Origin of the sequence: Bacillus sp. 0209A (assembly GCF_036765095.1) — a bacterium.
In the GTDB taxonomy this organism is placed as follows: domain Bacteria; phylum Bacillota; class Bacilli; order Bacillales; family Bacillaceae; genus Bacillus; species Bacillus subtilis_G.
Map to the genome: position 1 here is coordinate 533094 of NZ_JBAIZV010000003.1, position 18426 is coordinate 551519.

Sequence of the window (18426 nt, forward strand, 5' to 3'; positions counted from 1 at the left end):
TCCAATTTTTAGATTGTCATCTTTAAGGTTTTTTATTTTGAGGTATACAAAAACAATCATTTAAAGGATGAAAGCAGTGAAAAAGAATTCCAAGATGAAGCAAAAAAAGTGTTAAACGATCCTGAAACATTCCCTTGCAGTTATAGACGGTGAAGTAAATGAGGAAATTTTACAGGCTGCTTTGGAGATTATAACGGAGCAATTAAAGGAAAGACGGAAATCAGATAAATAAACGCCGTTAGTTTATTATTATTTATTTCTGTTTATTATGTTTAATTCTGTTAACTAATAAGATTTAGATTCTCATTTATATTTCAATCATATCCTCATTTATGTTATACATATTTTACATGACTAATATGTATAACTCCTTTAGTTCTTGTTCAATAATCGCGCCCGATTGTGGAAGATCGTTAATGAACGAAAGCCCCCGATAGTTGAATAAGAAAAAGCAAAGAACTTGCAATTTCTCAAATACATCCAGCAAATTTTCAATGTTGTTTTTCATACATACTAATAAACTTTACAAGACAAACTGAATTGACTATAGTCTAATTAGACCAAAATATTGATGTAAAGAAGTGAAAATTAGATGATAAAGTCTTTTTTAATGTTGGGGCAGTCGAATATGGCGGGCCGTGGATTTTTGAATGAAGTAGACCCTATCTATAATGAAAAAATAAAAATGCTGCGCAATGGACAGTGGCAGATGATGACAGAGCCGATTAATTACGACCGTCCGGTTTCCGGCGTTGGCCTGGCGGCATCTTTTGCAGATGCATGGTCGAAAGCTCATCCCGATGAAGAAATTGGCTTGATCCCTTGTGCGGAAGGTGGCAGTTCATTGAATGACTGGCATCCGGAAGGCATCCTTTTTCAGCATGCTTTGGCCGAAGCCCGCTTCGCTCTCCGGTCCAGTCAAATTTGTGGAATCCTTTGGCACCAGGGTGAGAGTGACAGTTATCGTTCGCTACATGAAACTTATTACGAGAAATTAACCCTTATCATCGAGACGCTAAGAAACGAGTTGAAACTTGATGAGGTACCGTTGATTATTGGAGGGCTTGGTGACTTTCTTGGGAAGACCGGTTTTGGACAGCACGCGACCGAATTTCGACAGGTTAACGAACAATTGCTGCGTTTTGCTAATGAACAACAGAATTGTTATTTTGTTACTGCAGCAGGTTTGACTGCGAATCCTGATGGCATTCATTTAGACGCAGCTTCACAACGCAAATTCGGTTACCGCTATTTCGAGGCTTTTTCGAAAAAGCACCATATCCTGAAACCCATTTCGGGAGAGGAGCAATCACTGAAAGTGAATGGTGACTATTCTAAAACAGAACAGATTTACCTCCATAGTATGGATTTGGCTTCGGGTAAAATCACGTACGCGGAATTTGAGGCGCGGATGGCGAAGGTGATGAAGCCATAATTCCCTTACTTATCCTTGGCTTGCTAATCCAAAACCCTGGAGCTCACGGCTATGAACTTCTGGCCTTAATGGAAAAACGTCATTACAAATACATTGTTAACTACACGAAAGGTTCATTTTATTACAATCTGCAGCAACTTGAAGAAAAGTGTTTTATTGAACAGATTCAGCAGAAATCCTCAACCAGTGGGCGTGAAATCCGTAACTTTAAAGTCACAGAATCGGGAAGGGCAGAATTCGAAAAATTAATGATCAAATACGGCACCAAATCGGAATATGTGAACCTGCAATTTTATGGGGCGTTACTCTTTGCCGATGAATTCGACAAAAATAAATTACTGGATCTGATCCAATCACAAATCGACCAGACTAAAACTCGAATCGAGCTCCTTGATGAATACCTGTCCATCACTCAAGAAATCCCCGGCACAATCAATTACTTTCGCCGTATGAACGAAAATTCCCGTTCACATCACTTGGTTAATTTAGAGTGGTTCGAAAAATTGAAAGCAGAAATAGAGTGAACTATTGCATAATAAAAAAATGTAATGTTAAATATATAAGAATATTAGTTACCTAAATATAAAACCTGTGTCGTAGATATCTAGTAACATCATTGATACAGGTTTTATACTCCTTCTTTAGTAAACCCGCTAATAGGGTTGTCAACACTTGCCCCCCCAACAAGAGCAAGTGACACTGCCCCCCGTTTTACCGATGTTTAAGGCTGATTCCAAAACATCGTCGAAGCAGCTGGTATTACTCCTGCTCCAATAAGAATAATGGCATTCCCGATAAGACCAACAAACTTTGTCCTACCGCTCTTACTTACAAGTGCAACAATAAATCCAATTAACGGTAGAACAATCGAAAAGAATATCATAACTGGTCCTGAAAAAAGGTCCTCATTAAAAAACGAAATTCCAAAAACCATCAACGAGATCAAGAAAAATAAAATTGAAATCCCACCTAAGTTTTTCATCATCCCCATCCTTTCTTAAACATCAACTAACCATAAACATAATCTTGGGTGAAAGACAAATTAATAGCGGACGATTTAGTTGAGTAAATAACAATGATCATTCACTTGTCTACGATATAGAGGCGTATAAAGATGAATTCCCTCATGGAAGAATTCCAATTGCAAATAAGCTTGACTATGAGGGCAATTCAATAGGGAAAGTTCATTTTTGGGATCATGAATCTGCAAATGAACGGGACGCATTTTATTTTGGTTGCGTAAAGCTTTACTGACTTTTTTGATAAATCTGGAAATGCCCTTTCCTTTATGGACTAATGTTGATCGGCAGAGAAAGTTGAAATACTTTCCATCGGAAGATAAATTGAGGCTTAGAAATAAAAAGATCGCAAAGCTATCTTGAAGAAGCTTCACGGTCTTTGGGTCTTTTTTTGCTAAGGCGAAGTCAATGGATTTCCAGCGGAAACCGCTGCACATACATCCATTGATTTTTATTTTGATAGTGGTTTCCTCAACTCTTACGATCATTGTGTCTGAGATGATAAATGCATTTGGGTTTACCCAAGACATAGGGGTTTTATGAGCATGTATACCACACAACAATGAAGTTGAAGGAACTTGCACGTTTCAATCAGCATTGGGACCAAAGGGATGTTGATGTTCCTCTGCTCTACTATTTAGTATTCGATAGCTGGACTCTCCAATATGAAGCGGAATATCCAGCTTCTCTAAATTTGGCATTCCATTTTTTAAGAAAAGCTCTTTATCTTGATATCTCTGTAATACTTCTCCCACAACCCACTCTTGATCGCCCAAAGTGGATATACTGTGTACTTTACACTCATAAGCAAAATACGCATCTGTTAAAATCGGTATCTCAGCTTTTCGTCCTTCTTCGTATTGAATATGAAATGCTTCAAACTTATTTATATCTCTGCCGCTATGTGTGCCTAATGCTTGAATGAATTCCGAACATCTCCCTGGAAGAAAATTCACACCGAAAACACCGCTTTTTTCAATCATTTTGTAAGTATATGTCCCTTTGCCTATTGAGACCCCATACATGCCAGGAGAAGATCCAATATACGTGTGCCATCCAGAAGCCATTGCGTTTTTTTCACCTTCATATTGAGCCGTAACGACAGCTACCATTCCAGGGTAGGAGTACCAAGTTGGTTCGTCTATCGGCGCTCTCATATTCATCGCTCCTTTTGTTTTAGATTTATTTTTTATTAGAATTTGAAATACGATAAAACGTGTTTCAACGTCTTTTTGTTGATATCCTCCAATAATGGAAGTCACTGCAACACATTTTGTAAGTTATACGCATCCAATGGAAAATGTTCTGTAATCCCAAGTCCTGCAACATCATAGGCTTTGGCTACATCCTGGCATTTCTTCAAATGGATCATTCGTTTTAGGTGCAAGCCCGTTAAATAAATGGGCTCCAAGTACATACGGAGGGTTGTTTGCGCCTTGCCATTGCCGCATAAGTAAGCGAAGCGTCTTACCTCTTTTATTTTTCATCTTATACATCCTTCCTTTTACAAATTCATAAGAACGATGCATAAATCATAAACCCTATAGCAACGATAGGGTCAAGGGGTTCGTTATTTTTTCCGCACTCTAAATTCTGTGAGGAAGTCTTCTTCTCTTAATGAGTCGTAGCTGTTTGGAAGAGAAATTTGATATACTTTTTCATCCGTTTGGATGCCATGAGATTCAATAAAATGGTACAGTTTTTGATAGTATGAAAAATAATTTGTTGCAGAGCAATCAAATGAGATACACACATATTCACCGGATGGGAAAGAATCGATCGTCATGTTTTGTCCTTCTATCTCTATCTTTACTCCATCATGAATGGTCGTATAAACACTGTTGCAATAAATATCACCGGAATCTTTATAAGGCTTTAAATCATAAATAAGTCCATAATAGTTATCAACCATATCTCCTCTCTCTTCAAGGACTTCAGCCAATTTTCGGTAATACAAATCTGATTGGTCATGAGGATTCACTTGAGGTGTCGCTGCTTTTAAAATGGTTTGGCCTTCTATATGTCGAACATAAACTAGACCTTCTTCTTTTTTAGTGCGTATCTCCACTTGTTCATGAAGCTGGTTCTTTCTTCTATGAAGCAATTGCCTGGCACGTTCGAGTCTTTCCATTTCACGTTCAATCACGCTTTCTTGCTCGTCAAGAAAGGTTTGCATCCGTTCAGGGGTACATGTATGTGAGATAATGCGCTTAATGTCTTCCAAAGGTGTTTTAATACATTTGAGATATTTTATGATATCTAAATAAAAGAACTGTTTAACATGGTAATATCGATAGCCATTATCCTGATCTGTATAATAAGGCTTGAAAATCCCGATCTTATCATAATAGCGCAATGTTTGAATTGAGATGTGATTGAGACGGGCTGTTTCCCCAATCGAAAAGTATTCCTTCATCAAACTCATCCTTTCTTCTTTGTTCGTTCTTAAAAATTTCATTATGCACGATGACAGTCAAAATCCTAACTGAACGATCTCCGAGAAAAAAACCGTTTTAAGACAATCTTCTTTTTCCTCCAGTTCGTTTTTAATCCTACGTCTAATCTTGTCTACAGATGATCTACCGTCAGATCTTCCTGAGTAAAACCATCCCTTTCTTTACCACTTTAATAATATAGTAAAAATGGTAACCCTTGATTTTAAAGATTTTTTAAGGCTTTGAAATAAAAAGGATCTCTAGAAACCCATTTTAGAACAAATAAAAAGAATCCATTTCGAAAAATGTTTGATCAAAATGGATGTCTTTTTTGTGAATTCGTATACATTTTTTATAAAAAAGGTTGATCATTAATGACTTAAAAGTAAACCTATATAAATACAGTGTCTCTTTGTCATTATTATTTCCGCAAAATCTTCTCCATCGATTTCCCCTTTGCTAGCTCATCGATTAATTTATCCAAATAGCGGATTTCCCGCATCGTTGATTCTTCGATATCTTCCACCCGGACGCCGCAGACTACACCTTTGATCAAAGCCCGTGAAGGATTCAGTTGGGGGGCTTTCGCAAAGAAGGTTTCAAAGTCTGTCTGTTTTTCCAGTTGCCCTTCTAACTCTTTCTGGCTATATCCTGTCAACCAACGAGTGATTTCATCGACTTCTGATTTTGTGCGTCCTTTTTTCTCAGCTTTCGAAATATAATAGGGATAAACTTTTGCGACACTCATTGTATAAATCTTATGTTTAGTCATGATAATCCTCCTTTGTGGCTTGTTTGGGGAATAGTTACAATTCAGCTATTAACATAATTGTATCAAATTTTATTTCGATGCCACATATGTTTTTGACTTCAAAGCTTGATACAAAATAAGCACCACCTTTCGCTATAGAAAGATGGTGTTTTTATATTCAAAATCCTCATCTCTAAGAGTAAGATTCATATTCAGATGAGCAAGGATTTGTTCACCGGATCATTTCCGTATAGTGGTAAAATTTTCACTAATTATGACTTTAGGAAAGATATGATGAATGCAGATCTATGAGTTAACACTTTATTAGTTTCAAAATAATCAATACCTATATTCTTACATTGACAAGAGTATGATGCCTCCTTAAAATGAAAATGATTATCAACATCACTTAGGAGGAAATACAGATGCATAGCGGGAAGATTCGTTCGAAAATTAAAATTACTTTCTTATCCATGCTCATCTTTTCTATTTTATTAGCAGGATGTACTAATGCAGGAAATTCAACAGAGATGAAAAAACATAACAATATGGTCACAATTGCTTGGCCTAGAGATATAGGCGAAATGAACCCGCATGTCTATAACCCTTCCCAATTGTTTGCCCAATCAATGGTATACGAGCCTTTGGTCACTTATGGAACTGGAGGGAAGCTTAAACCGCATTTAGCTGAGTCTTGGGATCTATCTAATGACGGTAAAGTGTATACATTTCATTTGCGTAAGGATGTCAAATTCTCGGATGGAACAACCTTTAACGCAAAAATCGCGAAAAAGAATTTCGACTCCATTTTAAAACATCCTGAGTTACATAGCTGGTTAGGATTTATAACAAAAATAGCTCAAACAAAAGTGATCGATGATCATACATTTCAATTGACAATGACTGAACCCTATTACCCAACCATTCAGGAGCTGGCAGTCGTACGGCCTGTTCGATTTTTAGGAGAGGCTGGATTCCCTCAGGATGGCGATACATCAAAAGGTGTCGCAAAACCGGTGGGAACGGGTCCATGGGTATTGGACGAATATAAAGCTGATGAATATGCGATTTTTAAACGCAACGAAAATTATTGGGGTGAAAAGCCTAAAGTCGAGAAAATCAAGGTGAAAGTCATCCCGGACGCAGAAACAAGAGTGCTCGCATTTGAAAAAGGTGAATTGGACTTAATTTACGGTGAAGGCGTCATCAGCTTGGATGCATACAAGCAGCTGCAATCGACAGGTCAGTATGAAACTAGTCTTTCTGAACCGGTAGCGACGAGACAGCTTGTCATGAATACGAAAAAAGAACAACTTTCTGATGAACGTGTGCGCCAAGCCCTGCACTACGGTTTTGATAAAGACGCCATGGTGGAAGGCATTACCTCCGGGTTAGAAGAAAAAGCAGATCATATTTTGCCGACAACTTTCCCATACACGTCTGATATTGATGTAAAGCCAGTAAAATATGATGCAGAAAAAGCGAAAGCGTTATTAGATGCGGCCGGCTGGAAACTTCCGAATGGCAAGACGGTGCGTGAGAAAGACGGAAAGCCTCTTGAATTTAGTTTAATGTATGATTCAGCGGAATCCATTCAAAAAGCAATGGCAGAAACACTGCAAGCAGAGTGGGCAGCGATTGGAGTGAAGTTGAATCTTGAAGGAGTAGAATTGGCGACTCAGGTTAAACGGTTCAAAGCGAATGAATTTGATATGAACTTCTTTAGCAACTATGGCGCGCCTTATGACCCGCATACCTTTGTAAACATTGTCGCGTCAAAAGGGTTTGGATTTAATGAAGCGATTTCTGCCTATCCAAACAAAGATAAGTTATTGAAGCAGATGGCAAAGGTTCCTCAAACAACTGATGAAAAAGAGCGTCAAAAGCTTTACTCATCTATTTTAACATCCCTTCAAGATCAGGGAGCCATCGTTCCGATCTCTTATATTAAAAAGACAGCGATCTACCAAAAGAATATGACAGACTTTACTTTCCCTGCCAATCGTGACGAACATCCATTTACAGGTATTCGCATGAAGCAGTAGGAGGCTTTTATGGGTATCTATATATTGAAACGAATCATGTCCATCATTCCAGTGTTTCTTTTAGCTGCGCTTCTGACAACTGGAATGATTCAACTCTCACCGGTTGACCCGGCTGAAGCGTATGTAGCCGCAGCGCATATCCAGCCAAACGATGACATTTTAGAACAAAAGAGACATGAGTTTGGCTTAGATCAACCATTCTTTATCCAATATGTAAACTCTATTTTGAAGATATGCCAATTCGATTTTGGCATATCTTATGTTTCGAATAAGCCGGTTTGGGACGAGGTTGCCCTCCGAATGCCAGCAACGATCGAACTTGCGCTTGGGAGTTTATTGATCGCGGTGCTTGTCAGTGTGCCTCTCGGCTTCTTTGCTGGAATCAAAAAAAATCGCGCAATTGATCATATCAGTCGCTTCATTTCCTTTTTCGGGGCATCCATTCCGACTTTTTGGTTAGGGTATATGTTGGTTTTTTTCTTTTCTGTTCAATTAGATCTTTTTCCAGTAGAAGGAATTGGGACATGGCAGCACCTCGTACTGCCGTCAATGACGCTGGCGCTTCCTTTAATTGCAATGTATACAAGGCTTTTGCGCGCCAGTGTGATAGAAAACCTGCAAGAACCGTATGTCCAATACGCAAAAATCAGAGGACTGAAGAATAAAAGCATTATGGCTAAGCATGTATTGAAAATGGCCATTTCTCCGATGATTACAGGCCTAGGAATGAATCTTGGCAAACTTCTCACCGGAACCATTATTGTTGAAGTGGTTTTTTCTCGGCCTGGCTTTGGCCGTTATTTTATCGAGGCCATTTTCAATCGTGACATCCCTGTCATTCAATGCTATGTGTTCATAGCCGCCGCCTTTTTTATATTGAGCAGCTTAATCGTTGATCTCATTCAAATGTATATTGATCCGCGCATTTCCAGGAAAGAAGGGCAGTATCGATGATTACAAGCATACGCAGGATATACAAAAGTCAAAAAGTGATAACGGCATGCATCACCATACTATCCATTCTGTTTCTCATCGCTGTATTTGCCCCTTGGATTGCGCCGAATAATCCTGTTGCTGTTCATTTGGCATATAAGCTGCACCCTCCATCCTTGGAGTTCCCTTTAGGAACTGACCATTTAGGAAGATGCAACTTATCCCGCCTTTTGTACGGAACACGGATTTCTTTGGGATTTGCAATGCTCATTTTTATTTCCTCACTCGTGATCGGTCTCATTGTCGGTACGATTTCAGGATATAAAGGCGGATGGGTTGATCAGCTGTTAATGAGATTTTGTGATGGTGTGATGGCCTTTCCAAACTTAATTTTAGTTCTTGGTCTAGTGGGCATATTCGGCCCTGGACTTCCTCAAGTCATTCTTGCTCTCATGCTGGTGCAATGGGTCTATTATGCGAGAATCTTTAGAGGAATGGTGCTTAGCCTGAAAGAGGAAAACTTTATTAAAGCCGCAAAAATCAATGGATCATCACAATGGAAGATTCTGAAAAAACATATCATACCTAATGTGCTCCCTCCCCTCGTTGTCATGGGTACATTGGAAATGGGCTGGGCCATTATGGACATATCCGCTATGTCGTTTCTTGGATTAGGCGTCCAGCCCCCAGCTGCGGAATGGGGAGCGATGATTCATGAAGGTAAATCGTATATTCGGACGAACCCTGAGTTGATGATTTATCCAGGGCTGATGATCATGATTGTGGTTGTAACGTTCAATTTATTGGGCGAGAGTTTATCAGAAAAATACGGAGTTAAACGTCGATGATAAAAAGGAATGACGAAGTTGGGAACAGAACAATCACCGGTGCTCAAAGTGAGAGATTTGCATGTACAGGCCAAAACGCAAAAAGGAGTTTCAACCCTAGTGCAAGACGTCAATTTCGAACTGAAGCGAGGTCAAATCCTTGGTCTGATTGGTGAGAGCGGATGCGGAAAAACAGTAACGGGCATGTCCATTCTTCAGATGCTTCATCAGAAAACAACCAAGGTGGAAGGAAGCATTTCCTTACAAGGCCGAGAATTAAACGGATTGGCAGATCAAGAAATGCGCAAGATCCGCGGCAAAGATATGGCCTATATTATGCAAAATCCGATGAACGCTTTTACACCCGTTTTTACGATTGGCCATCAAATGATCGAAACGATTCGCTCTCATACGTCTTTTAACAAAAAGCAGGCGAAGGAGCTTGCAATCGAAGCATTGCATAATGTGAGCTTATCCAATCCTGTTAAACTTTTAAAATCTTACCCTTTTCAATTAAGCGGCGGAATGCTTCAACGGGTGATGATTGCAACCGCTGTTTGCTTACATCCGGCCATTCTGATTGCGGATGAACCCACAACTGCACTAGACGTCAATAATCAGAAGACCGTGCTGAAACATTTAGATGACCTGCGCTCTACATGTGGAACGGCGATTTTGCTCATCTCTCATGATCTGGGCGTCATTGCTGAAATGGCGGATGAAGTTGCTGTGATGCAGAAAGGAAAAATCGCAGAAAAAGCAGATGTGTTTCAGCTGTTTGATGCACCAAATCATGAATATACAAAGAAGCTATTGGATGCACGTTTGACATTGCCAATAGATAAACGTTCCATTGGATCATGTTGACAGAATTTGATACGGGGTGATGAAGTGAGTTTATTACAAGTGAGAGGAGTTAGTCATTGTTATGGGGCTCGGACATTGTTTAAATGGCAAACCCCATCTAAACAAGTCCTTTCCGATGTCAGCTTTTCGATTGAGCAGGGTACATGCTTAGGCATGATTGGGCCAAGCGGAGCCGGTAAGAGTACATTGGGAAAAGTATTGCTTGGGTTAGAACGGCCGCAATCAGGTCAAATCCTTTTCCAAGGCCATGATATGTATAGCGCAAATAAATCGATCCGGCGAAAAATCCGTCGTGACCTTCAAGCTGTCTTTCAAGATTCATACTCGTCCGTCAACCCGCGAATGACAGCGGAACGGATTATCGCAGAACCATTAGAAAACTATGAAACACTTACAATAGCGGAACAAAGGCGAACCATCATCGAGCTGTTGGAAAGAGTAGGCTTAAGTGAACAGGATTTAACAAAATACCCGCACCAATTCAGCGGCGGTCAATTGCAGCGGATCAATATCGCTAGAGCAATCTCGCTCAAACCGAAGCTGATCGTATTAGACGAATCAGTCAGCAGTCTGGACATGGTAACCCAAATGCTTATACTCGATTTGTTAAAAGAGCTCAAAGATGAGTTTGGGTTATCGTATTTTTTTATTACGCATGATTTGAAAGCCGCTTATCAATTGAGTGACACACTAGGTGTACTGGATAACGGAAAATTAGTTGAACTTTACGAGTCCAAACATCAGTTCTTTGCGTCAGACCATCCAGCAGTAAAAGAGATGAAAAGCTCCATACTTGCAGAACACCCGCGCTTTCGTTCGATAGGAACAAAAACGGTTCAGTGATAAACTTGCTTAAGCCCTTTCATTACGTCAACTAGCAATGCCTCTTTCCGATGACAAAGGCAATGAAATCGTTCTTCGGTCAGCCTGATCACCGGCGCAATCAATCAGCACGAACACTGATAAACACAAAAAAGCTGGCGCCAAACGAGCACCAGCTTGATACTCTTTATGGTATAACCCCCCAGGCATCAGCACACCACGCAAACTTAATTTCCCTTGACTTTTAATTGGATACTGTTGGACTGATAGACGAGCTTCACTTTGTACTTGCTTGGCAAGCCCGTGGTTTCGATTGAAGAAAAGGATCCATTACGCTTATGACAGGTGATGATCGCGGGTCCGTCCTCCGGTATATAATTGTCCGAAAAATGGAGACGTAATGTCCCTTTTAATTTTTCTTTGCCCTTGATTTTGAGCAGATTATGCTTACCGCTGAGATTGAGTTCAAGTATACCCTTGGCTGATTGTTTGTAGTCTCCGCCGATGATCAGTTTTCCTGAGACACCTTCCTTCAGGATGCCTCTGTTGTTTGAAACATCACCTCTCCCAAAAGCTGTCTCGGAGCCGCCCTCAAGCGTACCCTGATTAATCCGCGTGCCGCCAGAGTATGTATTGTTCCCCTCCAGCTTTAACGTGCCTGTCCCCTTTTTGGTCAGCTTTTCGATGCCGGAGATATCGTTGCGCCAGCGATCGAGTGCATAGAAGCCGCCTTTGGAAGAATCCATAAAAGCGCCATAGCCATCAGCGCGGAAAAGAGATCAAGCCTTCCCCACCCTTCTGCATCATCAAGAACAGGATAGCCGGAAGAGGCGAAAAAGCTGCTGACTCCTCGTCAGCAGCTTTTTCAGAGACATCTGAGTAATCACTCTCTACAAAGGTAGACGTTATCCCTTTCTATCTATTTTCACAGTAAAAAAAAGAAATAATACACTTCATGGGCATGTTACTCCCCAATTAATGCGCCATCATCTCATGGGCAATATCATGTCCGTCCATTTCTGACGGATAGTAGGTAGGCCAGTTTTTGACTTCATCAAGTAAAGCTTCACGGTCAGCACCCCAATACAGATGGTAATGACTAGCTTTAGTCGGATAGATACTATGATCACTAAACTGAATATACTGAGGAAGGCCTTCAGCTTTTTTATCCAGTTTGAAAATGTATCTTACCCCTCTATTGCCCGCATCATATGTTAAAATTTCATACCCGTCATAAGTATACTTACCAGAATATTCTTTTCCGTTTTTGAAGAACTTTACAGTATCTTGCTGGATTAAGATACGGTCAACATCTGTTTTATACCCTTTTTTATAATACTCTTTATATTCTTCAGCTGTCTTGTCACCTTCATGTTCTGATTTATGTGAAAATACTTCATCAAGAGTGCCATCTTGCAGGTACGGATATACTGATTGCCAGTCTCCTTCCCAATCAGAAAGTGACCGATCCTTTACTTGGCTGTTTTTAAAATAGCCTTCATAAATTTTTTCTGTCTCTTTATCATGTGCATGTGCATGACTATGATCGTGTTCATGATCATGATCATGAGATTCAGATGTTTGCTCTTGGGTTTTAGAAGAGTTTTCTGAAACTGATGAACTTGTTTTATGAGACTCACCTTTTGATGAATCTGAAGCCTGACATCCTGCCAATACTAGTAATGAACCAATCGTTAATATACCTAACCTCTTACCAAATAAAATTCCCATTACAACACTCCTTCTCATTAAAACGAAATAATTACGATTTGTATTATACAACGATCTTGTTAAAATATCAAAGGGAAAATGACTGAATCATGACTGAGTGCACTTTCCAGCCCCTCTCTCCTTATAAACACCGTGCGTCTGACTTGCCTACATCCGATCAATAAATTAAGTCCTTTAAAAGTGGAATCATTCCTAAGTTTTCGTTTCAAAGATACCCTATCCTTATAGAAAACCCCCTTTTAATCAGTTGTTTGTAATCATTTCATTAACTTGCAGCAGGAGCCGTTAGGCCGACGTCACCACGTACAGACTGTTTATCATTCAATTTATATTGAATATGCAATTTTTCGCGGCGCAATGTTCTTTCTGTATGCTTCAAATTCATTTAGGGAAAAGTAACGTTGATTAAAGGAGGTTAAATCAATATGGATCATCAAACATTAGCTGCTCACGAGGCTGTAGATTTACATGAAATCGTGAACTTTAAAACACTTTGTATAGCGAAATCGAAATTAATGCAGGGACTTGTGTTTGACCAAGACCTGAAAGACTTGATGCAAAACGATGTGCAGCAAGCCATTCAAGATCTTACTGATTTACAAGCGGTTTATGAGCGTGCGCCATTTCAGGCCCCCGTCCCTCAAAGCCGCCCAACGCCAATCATCAATTGAAAGGAAGGTAAGCAAATTTGAACCATGATCATTTAGACCCTATTAATTCGCTAAATGTGCCTGAACTTGCAGACACTACATTTGCATTGGATTTTCTTATACGAGCAAAAGAAGGCGTGAGAAATACAGCTGTAGCATTGACTGAAACCGCATCATCAGATGTAAGAGCCTTGTTGCGGAAACAGCTGATGCAAGGAATCGCGATGCACCAAGAGATTACAGAACTGATGATAAGCAAAAAATGGTTCCACCCGTATGAGCTGAGCGAACAATATAAACTGGATCGGCTCTCTGCAAAAAACACGATCATGGTCGGCAACATGAATCTCTTTCCTGTTGAAACAAATCGAAAAGGGATGTTTGACCGGACACCTGATGAACACTAACACTGGAGGTTTTACAGCATGAAGGCCGTAACGTATCAAGGCATTAAAAATGTTGTTGTCAAAGATGTGCCAGATCCAAAGATTGAAAAATCCGATGACATGATTATAAAAGTTACCAGTACAGCCATTTGCGGATCGGATTTGCATTTAATCCATGGATTGATTCCTAACCTGCAAGAAGACTATGTCATCGGCCATGAACCGATGGGAATCGTTGAAGAAGTTGGGCCGGGAGTGACAAAGGTGCAAAAAGGCGATCGCGTCATTATCCCTTTTACGATCGCCTGCGGTGAATGCTTTTTTTGTAAACACCAGCTGGAAAGTCAGTGTGATCAATCTAATGACAACGGAGAAATGGGCGCCTATTTCGGCTATTCAGGGGATACTGGCGGTTATCCAGGCGGGCAGGCAGAATATTTAAGAGTGCCATTTGCGAATTTTACCCATTTTAAAATTCCTGAAACCTGTGAGGAGCCCGATGAGAAGTTAAGCGTGATATCCGATGCCATGACCACCGGTTTCTGGAGTGTAGACAATGCCGGTGTAAAAGACGGCGATACAGTTATTGTTCTCGGCTGCGGGCCAGTCGGCCTTTTTGCTCAAAAGTTTTGTTGGTTAAAGGGCGCAAAGCGTGTCATAGCGGTTGACTATGTAAACTACCGCTTACAGCATGCCAAACGAACAAATCAAGTAGAAATCGTTAATTTTGAAGACCATGAAAATACAGGGAGTTACTTGAAAGAAATCACCAAAGGCGGAGCGGATGTTGTGATTGACGCTGTTGGGATGGATGGGAAAATGAGCGACCTCGAGTTCCTTGCCAGCGGATTAAAACTTCATGGCGGAACGATGAGTGCATTGGTCATTGCTTCCCAAGCCGTTCGCAAAGGCGGAACCATCCAAATTACAGGTGTGTATGGAGGAAGATATAACGGTTTTCCGTTAGGTGATATCATGCAGCGAAACATCAATATACGCTCTGGACAAGCTCCGGTGATCCACTATATGCCATACATGTTTGAATTAGTGTCAACGGGCAAAATTGATCCGGGAGATGTTGTAAGCCATGTTCTGCCGCTTAGTGAAGCTAAGCATGGTTATGACATTTTTGATACAAAAATGGATGACTGTATAAAAGTAGTGTTAAAGCCTTAAAAAACGGAGGTTACAGAAATGGAATACGCCTTACATGAAGTGCTTGAGGTCCAAGAAATGACTGCATTTAAGACCCTTTGTTTGACGAAATCCAAAACAATGAAGGCGCTGGTGTCTGATCCGAAGCTTAAAGAAATCATGCAGCAAGACGTTGACATTACGACACGACAGTTACAGGAATTTGCTTCTATTTTAACTAATGCAAAGCATGAATGAGGAGATGAATGAATCATGAATCCTATCATTGAATATCTCACCGGCATGAACGTCTTAACAGACCAAATCATTGCCATGGACTTATTGATTGCAGCAAAAAACGGAGTCAGAAATTATGCGATGGCCGCAACTGAAGCTGGGACGCCTGAAGTGAAAGAGATCCTTACCAGGCATTTGGAAGAAGCTCTCGATATGCACGAACAAATCTCAAGCTATATGATGGAAAAGGGCTGGTACCATCCTTGGAACACAGACGAACAAGTCAAGCTGAATTTAAAAAATATCGAAACTGCGATTCAGTTGCCAACCCTTTAACATACATTAGCTGAGGAGCAGTATGGATTGGCAAAACGGTTCCTCAGCTAATGTTTTTAAAAGTTGAATCATCTTTAAACTTTCGACATTTCATTTTATGTTTATCAATATATTAACTCTTCGTGAACCCGCTTCTTCCCAGCCGGTCTTCTATCGTCTGCAAAGCCTGTTCTTCATCAATCCCTTCAGCTCTGATTTGAATGTGGGTACCAGATGTAATGCCTAATGACATCACATCAATAAGGGACTTGGGCGGATTTTTGAGATCAACGGATTTCTCCTCATATAAAAGAAATATATGAGAGCGAAATTTGCAGGCTGCACGAACCAACAAAGTTGCTGCACGGGCAAAACCTGTACTTGCAATAATCGTATACTGTTTTTCAATCATGCTTCCCTGCTCCTTCTTCCCATATTAACGGTATTTATATGTTATTTTCATTTCGATGAGGAGTCAGGAGCCCTCCTTTTCATATTACCTGAGGGTACTTGTTGTCACACCGATGATGTTTGCAAATCCTCCAATCGAATAAGTAATCGAATCCACCTCTTTTTATTCACCATTTCTTGACGGGGAAATAAGCTCGAAACAACCTGTCCCCCCTCGGAGGCAAAGAATGCTACCTTGTCACTTATCTTCCGTTTTAGGCCTGTTTTTAAGCTTAGCCTCATTTTCACGTAATTTCCCATCATAATCTTCAATTTTTGTATCTAATCTTTTAATTGTTTCATCAATTTCTTTCCGCTTCTCTATGAGCCGCTGTCTTTCATCAGCCAGGATATTTTTGCGGGCTTCTACCGTACGATCTCCTTCAGTAAATAACGATGTATATTCTATTAACGCTTCAATCGATAGACCCGCATTTCGCATGCATTTAATGAATTCAATCCATTTGATATCTTCTTCATCATAATCGCGAATGCCGCTTTCTTTTCGTTTTACCGGCGGGATTAATCCGACACGTTCGTAGTATCTGAGTGTCGCCGCTGTGAGGCCGAACTGCTTTGCCACCTGCGCAATATTCATACTTTTCACCTCTCTGTCCTGCATGTTTTGAAGGTAACACTTAAAGTTAACTTTAAGTCAAGCGGAAACAAGTTTTAACAGCTGAATCTTTTTTCAAAAATTCAAGACTTGCCTTAAAGCACACTTTAAGCTCTATACTTCTCCATGCAATAAAAACAGTTTAGATGGAGGGATTGCTAAATGGCAAAAAAACAAACTGCTGGACGAGATATACGAGGAAAATCAGCGCAAAAGTTTGCTCAACTTAACGATGATGTTCTGTTCGGTGACATTTTGGCAAGAGAGGAAGAACTGTCTCCGCGGGATCGCAGCATGATTACAGTCTCAGTTAATTGCACTGGAGATGTCATAAATATCCCACCCCATGTAAAACATTGGCACGGTGCGACAAAAGACAGTTGGTTTGCGCACTTAGCCATTACACCGGGGGAAACGGTTTGGTTAGAGCCTGTTCATGATGACGTGTACCATACCTTATAAAATGTTCTCGTTTTGAGTTCATCCAAGCTCGTTATCTATCAAATTCAATTAGAGATGAAGTTTTTTTCAAAAAACCCTTGCCTTAAAGCGGACTTTAAGGTTTATCGTTATGTTGAAGATACGATAAAACATAAATAAGTGCATGTTTTTACGAACAACCACTTATGATAAAGAAAGGGTAGGTTCATATGTGTAATCAACATCAAACTCGTGTATTAAGCGTATCACATGCAAAAGCCAAATTTGAGCAAACGACGATTGAGCGAAGAGAATTACAGCCGCATGATGTCTTAATCGATATAAAATTCAGCGGCATTTGCCATTCAGACATCCATAGCGCATTTGATGAATGGGGGGGAGGCATATTCCCAATGGTGCCCGGACATGAAATTGCCGGTGTCGTAACAGCTGTTGGATCAGAAGTGACTAAGTTTGCTGTCGGGGACCGCGTTGGTGTCGGCTGTTTTGTTGACTCCTGCGGAGAATGCGAATACTGTCTCAGCGGTGAGGAACAGTTCTGCACAAAGGGCGTTGTTCAAACTTATAACTCACTAGACTACGATGGAAATCCGACGTATGGCGGGTACAGCCAAAAAATCGTTGTCACCGACAGATTTGTTGTCCGAATTCCAGACAGTTTGGAAATGGATGTTGCCAGTCCGCTATTGTGTGCAGGTATCACAACGTATTCCCCGCTGAAACACTGGAATGTTGGGCCTGGTAAAAAGGTTGCCATTGTAGGAGTTGGAGGTCTTGGACATTTGGCAATTCAATTTGCACATGCGATGGGTGCAGAGGTAACCGTCCTGAGCCGCTCTTTGAATAAAAAAGAGGAAGCGCTGGAACTTGGGGCAGATCATTACTTTGCTACAAGTGACCCAGCGACATTCACTGCATTGTCCGGGCGTTTTGACGTGATCTTAAATACAGTATCCGCGAATCTTGATGTAGACGCCTATTTATCAATGCTTCGTATTGACGGAACACTTGTAAATGTCGGAGCGCCCGCTGAGCAGGACACATACAGTGTGTTTTCCTTAATCATGGGACGCCGCAGCCTCGCAGGTTCTCTTGTCGGCGGTATTGCCGAAACTCAAGAGATGCTTGATTTCGCTGCTGAACATGGCATCGCACCTAAAATCGAAGTAATCCGCGCTAACCAAGTAGACGAAGCATACGAACGTATCCTCCAAAGTGATGTCCGTTATCGATTTGTGATTGATATTTCCACATTGTAATTCTAAAAAATGGATTAGTCCTTAAATGGGCTGACCCGCTTTTATTTAAAAGAAATTCACGAAAAACGATCTT

21 protein-coding genes and 2 pseudogenes are annotated in these 18426 nt (G+C 40.5%); 15 read left to right on the forward strand and 8 right to left on the reverse strand.

The genetic code is table 11. The features are described 5' to 3' along the window. Nucleotides 1-60: 60 nt before the first annotated feature. The 3 genes and pseudogenes from V6D44_RS13540 to V6D44_RS13550 form a co-directional block, all read left to right on the forward strand. Nucleotides 61-232: pseudogene (locus V6D44_RS13540) on the forward strand (transcriptional regulator); the annotation flags it as partial. Between the two features lie 360 nt (nucleotides 233-592). Then, nucleotides 593-1435, forward strand: coding sequence for a sialate O-acetylesterase (locus tag V6D44_RS13545; protein ID WP_333516581.1), 843 nt, complete (start codon nucleotides 593-595; stop codon nucleotides 1433-1435). Further along, nucleotides 1432-1959, forward strand: a complete 528-nt coding sequence (locus V6D44_RS13550; protein WP_202327716.1) for a PadR family transcriptional regulator — start codon at nucleotides 1432-1434, stop codon at nucleotides 1957-1959. The genes V6D44_RS13545 and V6D44_RS13550 overlap by 4 nt, the downstream gene beginning before the upstream one ends. 197 nt (nucleotides 1960-2156) lie before the next feature. Here V6D44_RS13550 and V6D44_RS13555 read toward each other — a convergent pair whose 3' ends face one another. The 4 genes from V6D44_RS13555 to V6D44_RS13570 form a co-directional block, all read right to left on the reverse strand. Continuing rightward, complete coding sequence (locus V6D44_RS13555; RefSeq protein ID WP_253268440.1) at nucleotides 2157-2420, reverse strand: hypothetical protein; 264 nt, start codon at nucleotides 2418-2420, stop codon at nucleotides 2157-2159. Between the two features lie 621 nt (nucleotides 2421-3041). After that, nucleotides 3042-3611 (reverse strand): flavin reductase family protein, encoded by a 570-nt coding sequence (locus V6D44_RS13560; RefSeq protein WP_087993829.1) that lies wholly within the window; start codon nucleotides 3609-3611, stop codon nucleotides 3042-3044. A 413-nt stretch (nucleotides 3612-4024) separates the two neighbouring features. Beyond that, nucleotides 4025-4870: a MerR family transcriptional regulator gene (locus V6D44_RS13565; RefSeq protein ID WP_087993828.1), complete on the reverse strand. Its 846-nt coding sequence runs from the start codon at nucleotides 4868-4870 to the stop codon at nucleotides 4025-4027. A gap of 440 nt (nucleotides 4871-5310) precedes the next feature. Next, nucleotides 5311-5661 (reverse strand): DUF2200 domain-containing protein, encoded by a 351-nt coding sequence (locus V6D44_RS13570; RefSeq protein ID WP_087993827.1) that lies wholly within the window; start codon nucleotides 5659-5661, stop codon nucleotides 5311-5313. A 404-nt stretch (nucleotides 5662-6065) separates the two neighbouring features. Between V6D44_RS13570 and nikA the strand changes: the two genes are divergently transcribed. Genes nikA through nikE form a run of 5 tightly spaced genes read left to right on the forward strand, consistent with a single transcriptional unit; the run spans nucleotide 6066 to nucleotide 11155 of the window. Further along, entirely contained in the window at nucleotides 6066-7685 is a 1620-nt protein-coding gene (gene nikA, locus V6D44_RS13575; protein WP_253268441.1) for a nickel ABC transporter substrate-binding protein, read from the forward strand. Between the two features lie 9 nt (nucleotides 7686-7694). Next, nucleotides 7695-8639, forward strand: a complete 945-nt coding sequence (nikB, locus tag V6D44_RS13580; protein WP_253268442.1) for a nickel ABC transporter permease subunit NikB — start codon at nucleotides 7695-7697, stop codon at nucleotides 8637-8639. Then, nucleotides 8636-9466, forward strand: coding sequence for a nickel ABC transporter permease subunit NikC (gene nikC, locus V6D44_RS13585; protein WP_087993824.1), 831 nt, complete (start codon nucleotides 8636-8638; stop codon nucleotides 9464-9466). Before nikB ends, nikC begins: the two co-directional genes overlap by 4 nt. Nucleotides 9467-9484: 18 nt before the next feature. Beyond that, on the forward strand, nucleotides 9485-10312 hold the full coding sequence (nikD, locus tag V6D44_RS13590; RefSeq protein WP_087993823.1) for a nickel import ATP-binding protein NikD: 828 nt from the start codon (nucleotides 9485-9487) through the stop codon (nucleotides 10310-10312). A gap of 24 nt (nucleotides 10313-10336) precedes the next feature. Then, nucleotides 10337-11155 (forward strand): nickel import ATP-binding protein NikE, encoded by an 819-nt coding sequence (gene nikE / locus V6D44_RS13595; protein ID WP_253268443.1) that lies wholly within the window; start codon nucleotides 10337-10339, stop codon nucleotides 11153-11155. Between the two features lie 206 nt (nucleotides 11156-11361). Here the strand turns inward: nikE and V6D44_RS13600 are convergent. Both V6D44_RS13600 and V6D44_RS13605 read right to left on the reverse strand, forming a co-directional pair. Further along, nucleotides 11362-11960 (reverse strand): annotated as a pseudogene (locus V6D44_RS13600) (autotransporter-associated beta strand repeat-containing protein); the annotation flags it as partial. A 149-nt stretch (nucleotides 11961-12109) separates the two neighbouring features. Then, entirely contained in the window at nucleotides 12110-12865 is a 756-nt protein-coding gene (locus V6D44_RS13605) for a metal-binding protein ZinT (RefSeq protein ID WP_202327112.1), read from the reverse strand. A gap of 425 nt (nucleotides 12866-13290) precedes the next feature. Here V6D44_RS13605 and V6D44_RS13610 point away from each other — a divergent pair, with 425 nt between their 5' ends. From V6D44_RS13610 to V6D44_RS13630, 5 genes are read left to right on the forward strand one after another with little or no spacing between them, the layout of a single operon-like run. After that, a complete protein-coding gene (locus V6D44_RS13610; RefSeq protein ID WP_087993820.1) occupies nucleotides 13291-13536 on the forward strand; it encodes a spore gernimation protein GerQ in 246 nt (81 codons plus the stop codon). A gap of 17 nt (nucleotides 13537-13553) precedes the next feature. After that, nucleotides 13554-13922 (forward strand): spore coat protein, encoded by a 369-nt coding sequence (locus tag V6D44_RS13615; RefSeq protein WP_087993819.1) that lies wholly within the window; start codon nucleotides 13554-13556, stop codon nucleotides 13920-13922. 18 nt (nucleotides 13923-13940) lie between these two features. After that, complete coding sequence (locus V6D44_RS13620; protein ID WP_087993818.1) at nucleotides 13941-15077, forward strand: zinc-dependent alcohol dehydrogenase; 1137 nt, start codon at nucleotides 13941-13943, stop codon at nucleotides 15075-15077. A gap of 18 nt (nucleotides 15078-15095) precedes the next feature. Continuing rightward, on the forward strand, nucleotides 15096-15293 hold the full coding sequence (locus tag V6D44_RS13625; protein WP_087993817.1) for a hypothetical protein: 198 nt from the start codon (nucleotides 15096-15098) through the stop codon (nucleotides 15291-15293). A 15-nt stretch (nucleotides 15294-15308) separates the two neighbouring features. Further along, nucleotides 15309-15608 carry a spore coat protein gene (locus V6D44_RS13630; protein ID WP_202327110.1) on the forward strand — a complete coding sequence of 100 codons (300 nt, stop codon included), beginning with the start codon at nucleotides 15309-15311 and terminating at the stop codon, nucleotides 15606-15608. Nucleotides 15609-15720: 112 nt separating this feature from the next. Here the strand turns inward: V6D44_RS13630 and V6D44_RS13635 are convergent, their stop codons facing one another. Both V6D44_RS13635 and adhR read right to left on the reverse strand, forming a co-directional pair. Continuing rightward, entirely contained in the window at nucleotides 15721-15999 is a 279-nt protein-coding gene (locus tag V6D44_RS13635) for an HPr family phosphocarrier protein (protein ID WP_087993816.1), read from the reverse strand. Between the two features lie 237 nt (nucleotides 16000-16236). Beyond that, nucleotides 16237-16635, reverse strand: a complete 399-nt coding sequence (gene adhR, locus V6D44_RS13640; RefSeq protein WP_087993815.1) for an aldehyde stress transcriptional regulator AdhR — start codon at nucleotides 16633-16635, stop codon at nucleotides 16237-16239. A gap of 180 nt (nucleotides 16636-16815) precedes the next feature. Here adhR and V6D44_RS21145 point away from each other — a divergent pair, with 180 nt between their 5' ends. After that, entirely contained in the window at nucleotides 16816-17115 is a 300-nt protein-coding gene (locus V6D44_RS21145; RefSeq protein WP_087993814.1) for a 4-carboxymuconolactone decarboxylase, read from the forward strand. Between the two features lie 188 nt (nucleotides 17116-17303). After that, nucleotides 17304-18353: an NAD(P)-dependent alcohol dehydrogenase gene (locus V6D44_RS13650; RefSeq protein ID WP_087993813.1), complete on the forward strand. Its 1050-nt coding sequence runs from the start codon at nucleotides 17304-17306 to the stop codon at nucleotides 18351-18353. Nucleotides 18354-18426 lie beyond the last annotated feature (73 nt).

What these genes read in the sequence shown, in the direction of transcription:
- V6D44_RS13620 (WP_087993818.1), top strand. Translation starts at nt 13,941, where the DNA reads ATGAAGGCCGTAACGTATCAAGGCATTAAAAATGTTGTTGTCAAAGAT.
- nikB (WP_253268442.1), top strand. Translation starts at nt 7,695, where the DNA reads ATGGGTATCTATATATTGAAACGAATCATGTCCATCATTCCAGTGTTT.
- V6D44_RS13605 (WP_202327112.1), bottom strand. Translation starts at nt 12,865, where the DNA reads ATGGGAATTTTATTTGGTAAGAGGTTAGGTATATTAACGATTGGTTCA.
- V6D44_RS13560 (WP_087993829.1), bottom strand. Translation starts at nt 3,611, where the DNA reads ATGAGAGCGCCGATAGACGAACCAACTTGGTACTCCTACCCTGGAATG.
- V6D44_RS13650 (WP_087993813.1), top strand. Translation starts at nt 17,304, where the DNA reads ATGTGTAATCAACATCAAACTCGTGTATTAAGCGTATCACATGCAAAA.
- nikA (WP_253268441.1), top strand. Translation starts at nt 6,066, where the DNA reads ATGCATAGCGGGAAGATTCGTTCGAAAATTAAAATTACTTTCTTATCC.
- V6D44_RS13610 (WP_087993820.1), top strand. Translation starts at nt 13,291, where the DNA reads ATGGATCATCAAACATTAGCTGCTCACGAGGCTGTAGATTTACATGAA.
- V6D44_RS13635 (WP_087993816.1), bottom strand. Translation starts at nt 15,999, where the DNA reads ATGATTGAAAAACAGTATACGATTATTGCAAGTACAGGTTTTGCCCGT.
- V6D44_RS13545 (WP_333516581.1), top strand. Translation starts at nt 593, where the DNA reads ATGATAAAGTCTTTTTTAATGTTGGGGCAGTCGAATATGGCGGGCCGT.
- nikC (WP_087993824.1), top strand. Translation starts at nt 8,636, where the DNA reads ATGATTACAAGCATACGCAGGATATACAAAAGTCAAAAAGTGATAACG.
- adhR (WP_087993815.1), bottom strand. Translation starts at nt 16,635, where the DNA reads ATGAATATTGCGCAGGTGGCAAAGCAGTTCGGCCTCACAGCGGCGACA.
- V6D44_RS13630 (WP_202327110.1), top strand. Translation starts at nt 15,309, where the DNA reads ATGAATCCTATCATTGAATATCTCACCGGCATGAACGTCTTAACAGAC.
- V6D44_RS21145 (WP_087993814.1), top strand. Translation starts at nt 16,816, where the DNA reads ATGGCAAAAAAACAAACTGCTGGACGAGATATACGAGGAAAATCAGCG.
- V6D44_RS13555 (WP_253268440.1), bottom strand. Translation starts at nt 2,420, where the DNA reads ATGATGAAAAACTTAGGTGGGATTTCAATTTTATTTTTCTTGATCTCG.
- V6D44_RS13625 (WP_087993817.1), top strand. Translation starts at nt 15,096, where the DNA reads ATGGAATACGCCTTACATGAAGTGCTTGAGGTCCAAGAAATGACTGCA.
- V6D44_RS13565 (WP_087993828.1), bottom strand. Translation starts at nt 4,870, where the DNA reads ATGAAGGAATACTTTTCGATTGGGGAAACAGCCCGTCTCAATCACATC.
- V6D44_RS13570 (WP_087993827.1), bottom strand. Translation starts at nt 5,661, where the DNA reads ATGACTAAACATAAGATTTATACAATGAGTGTCGCAAAAGTTTATCCC.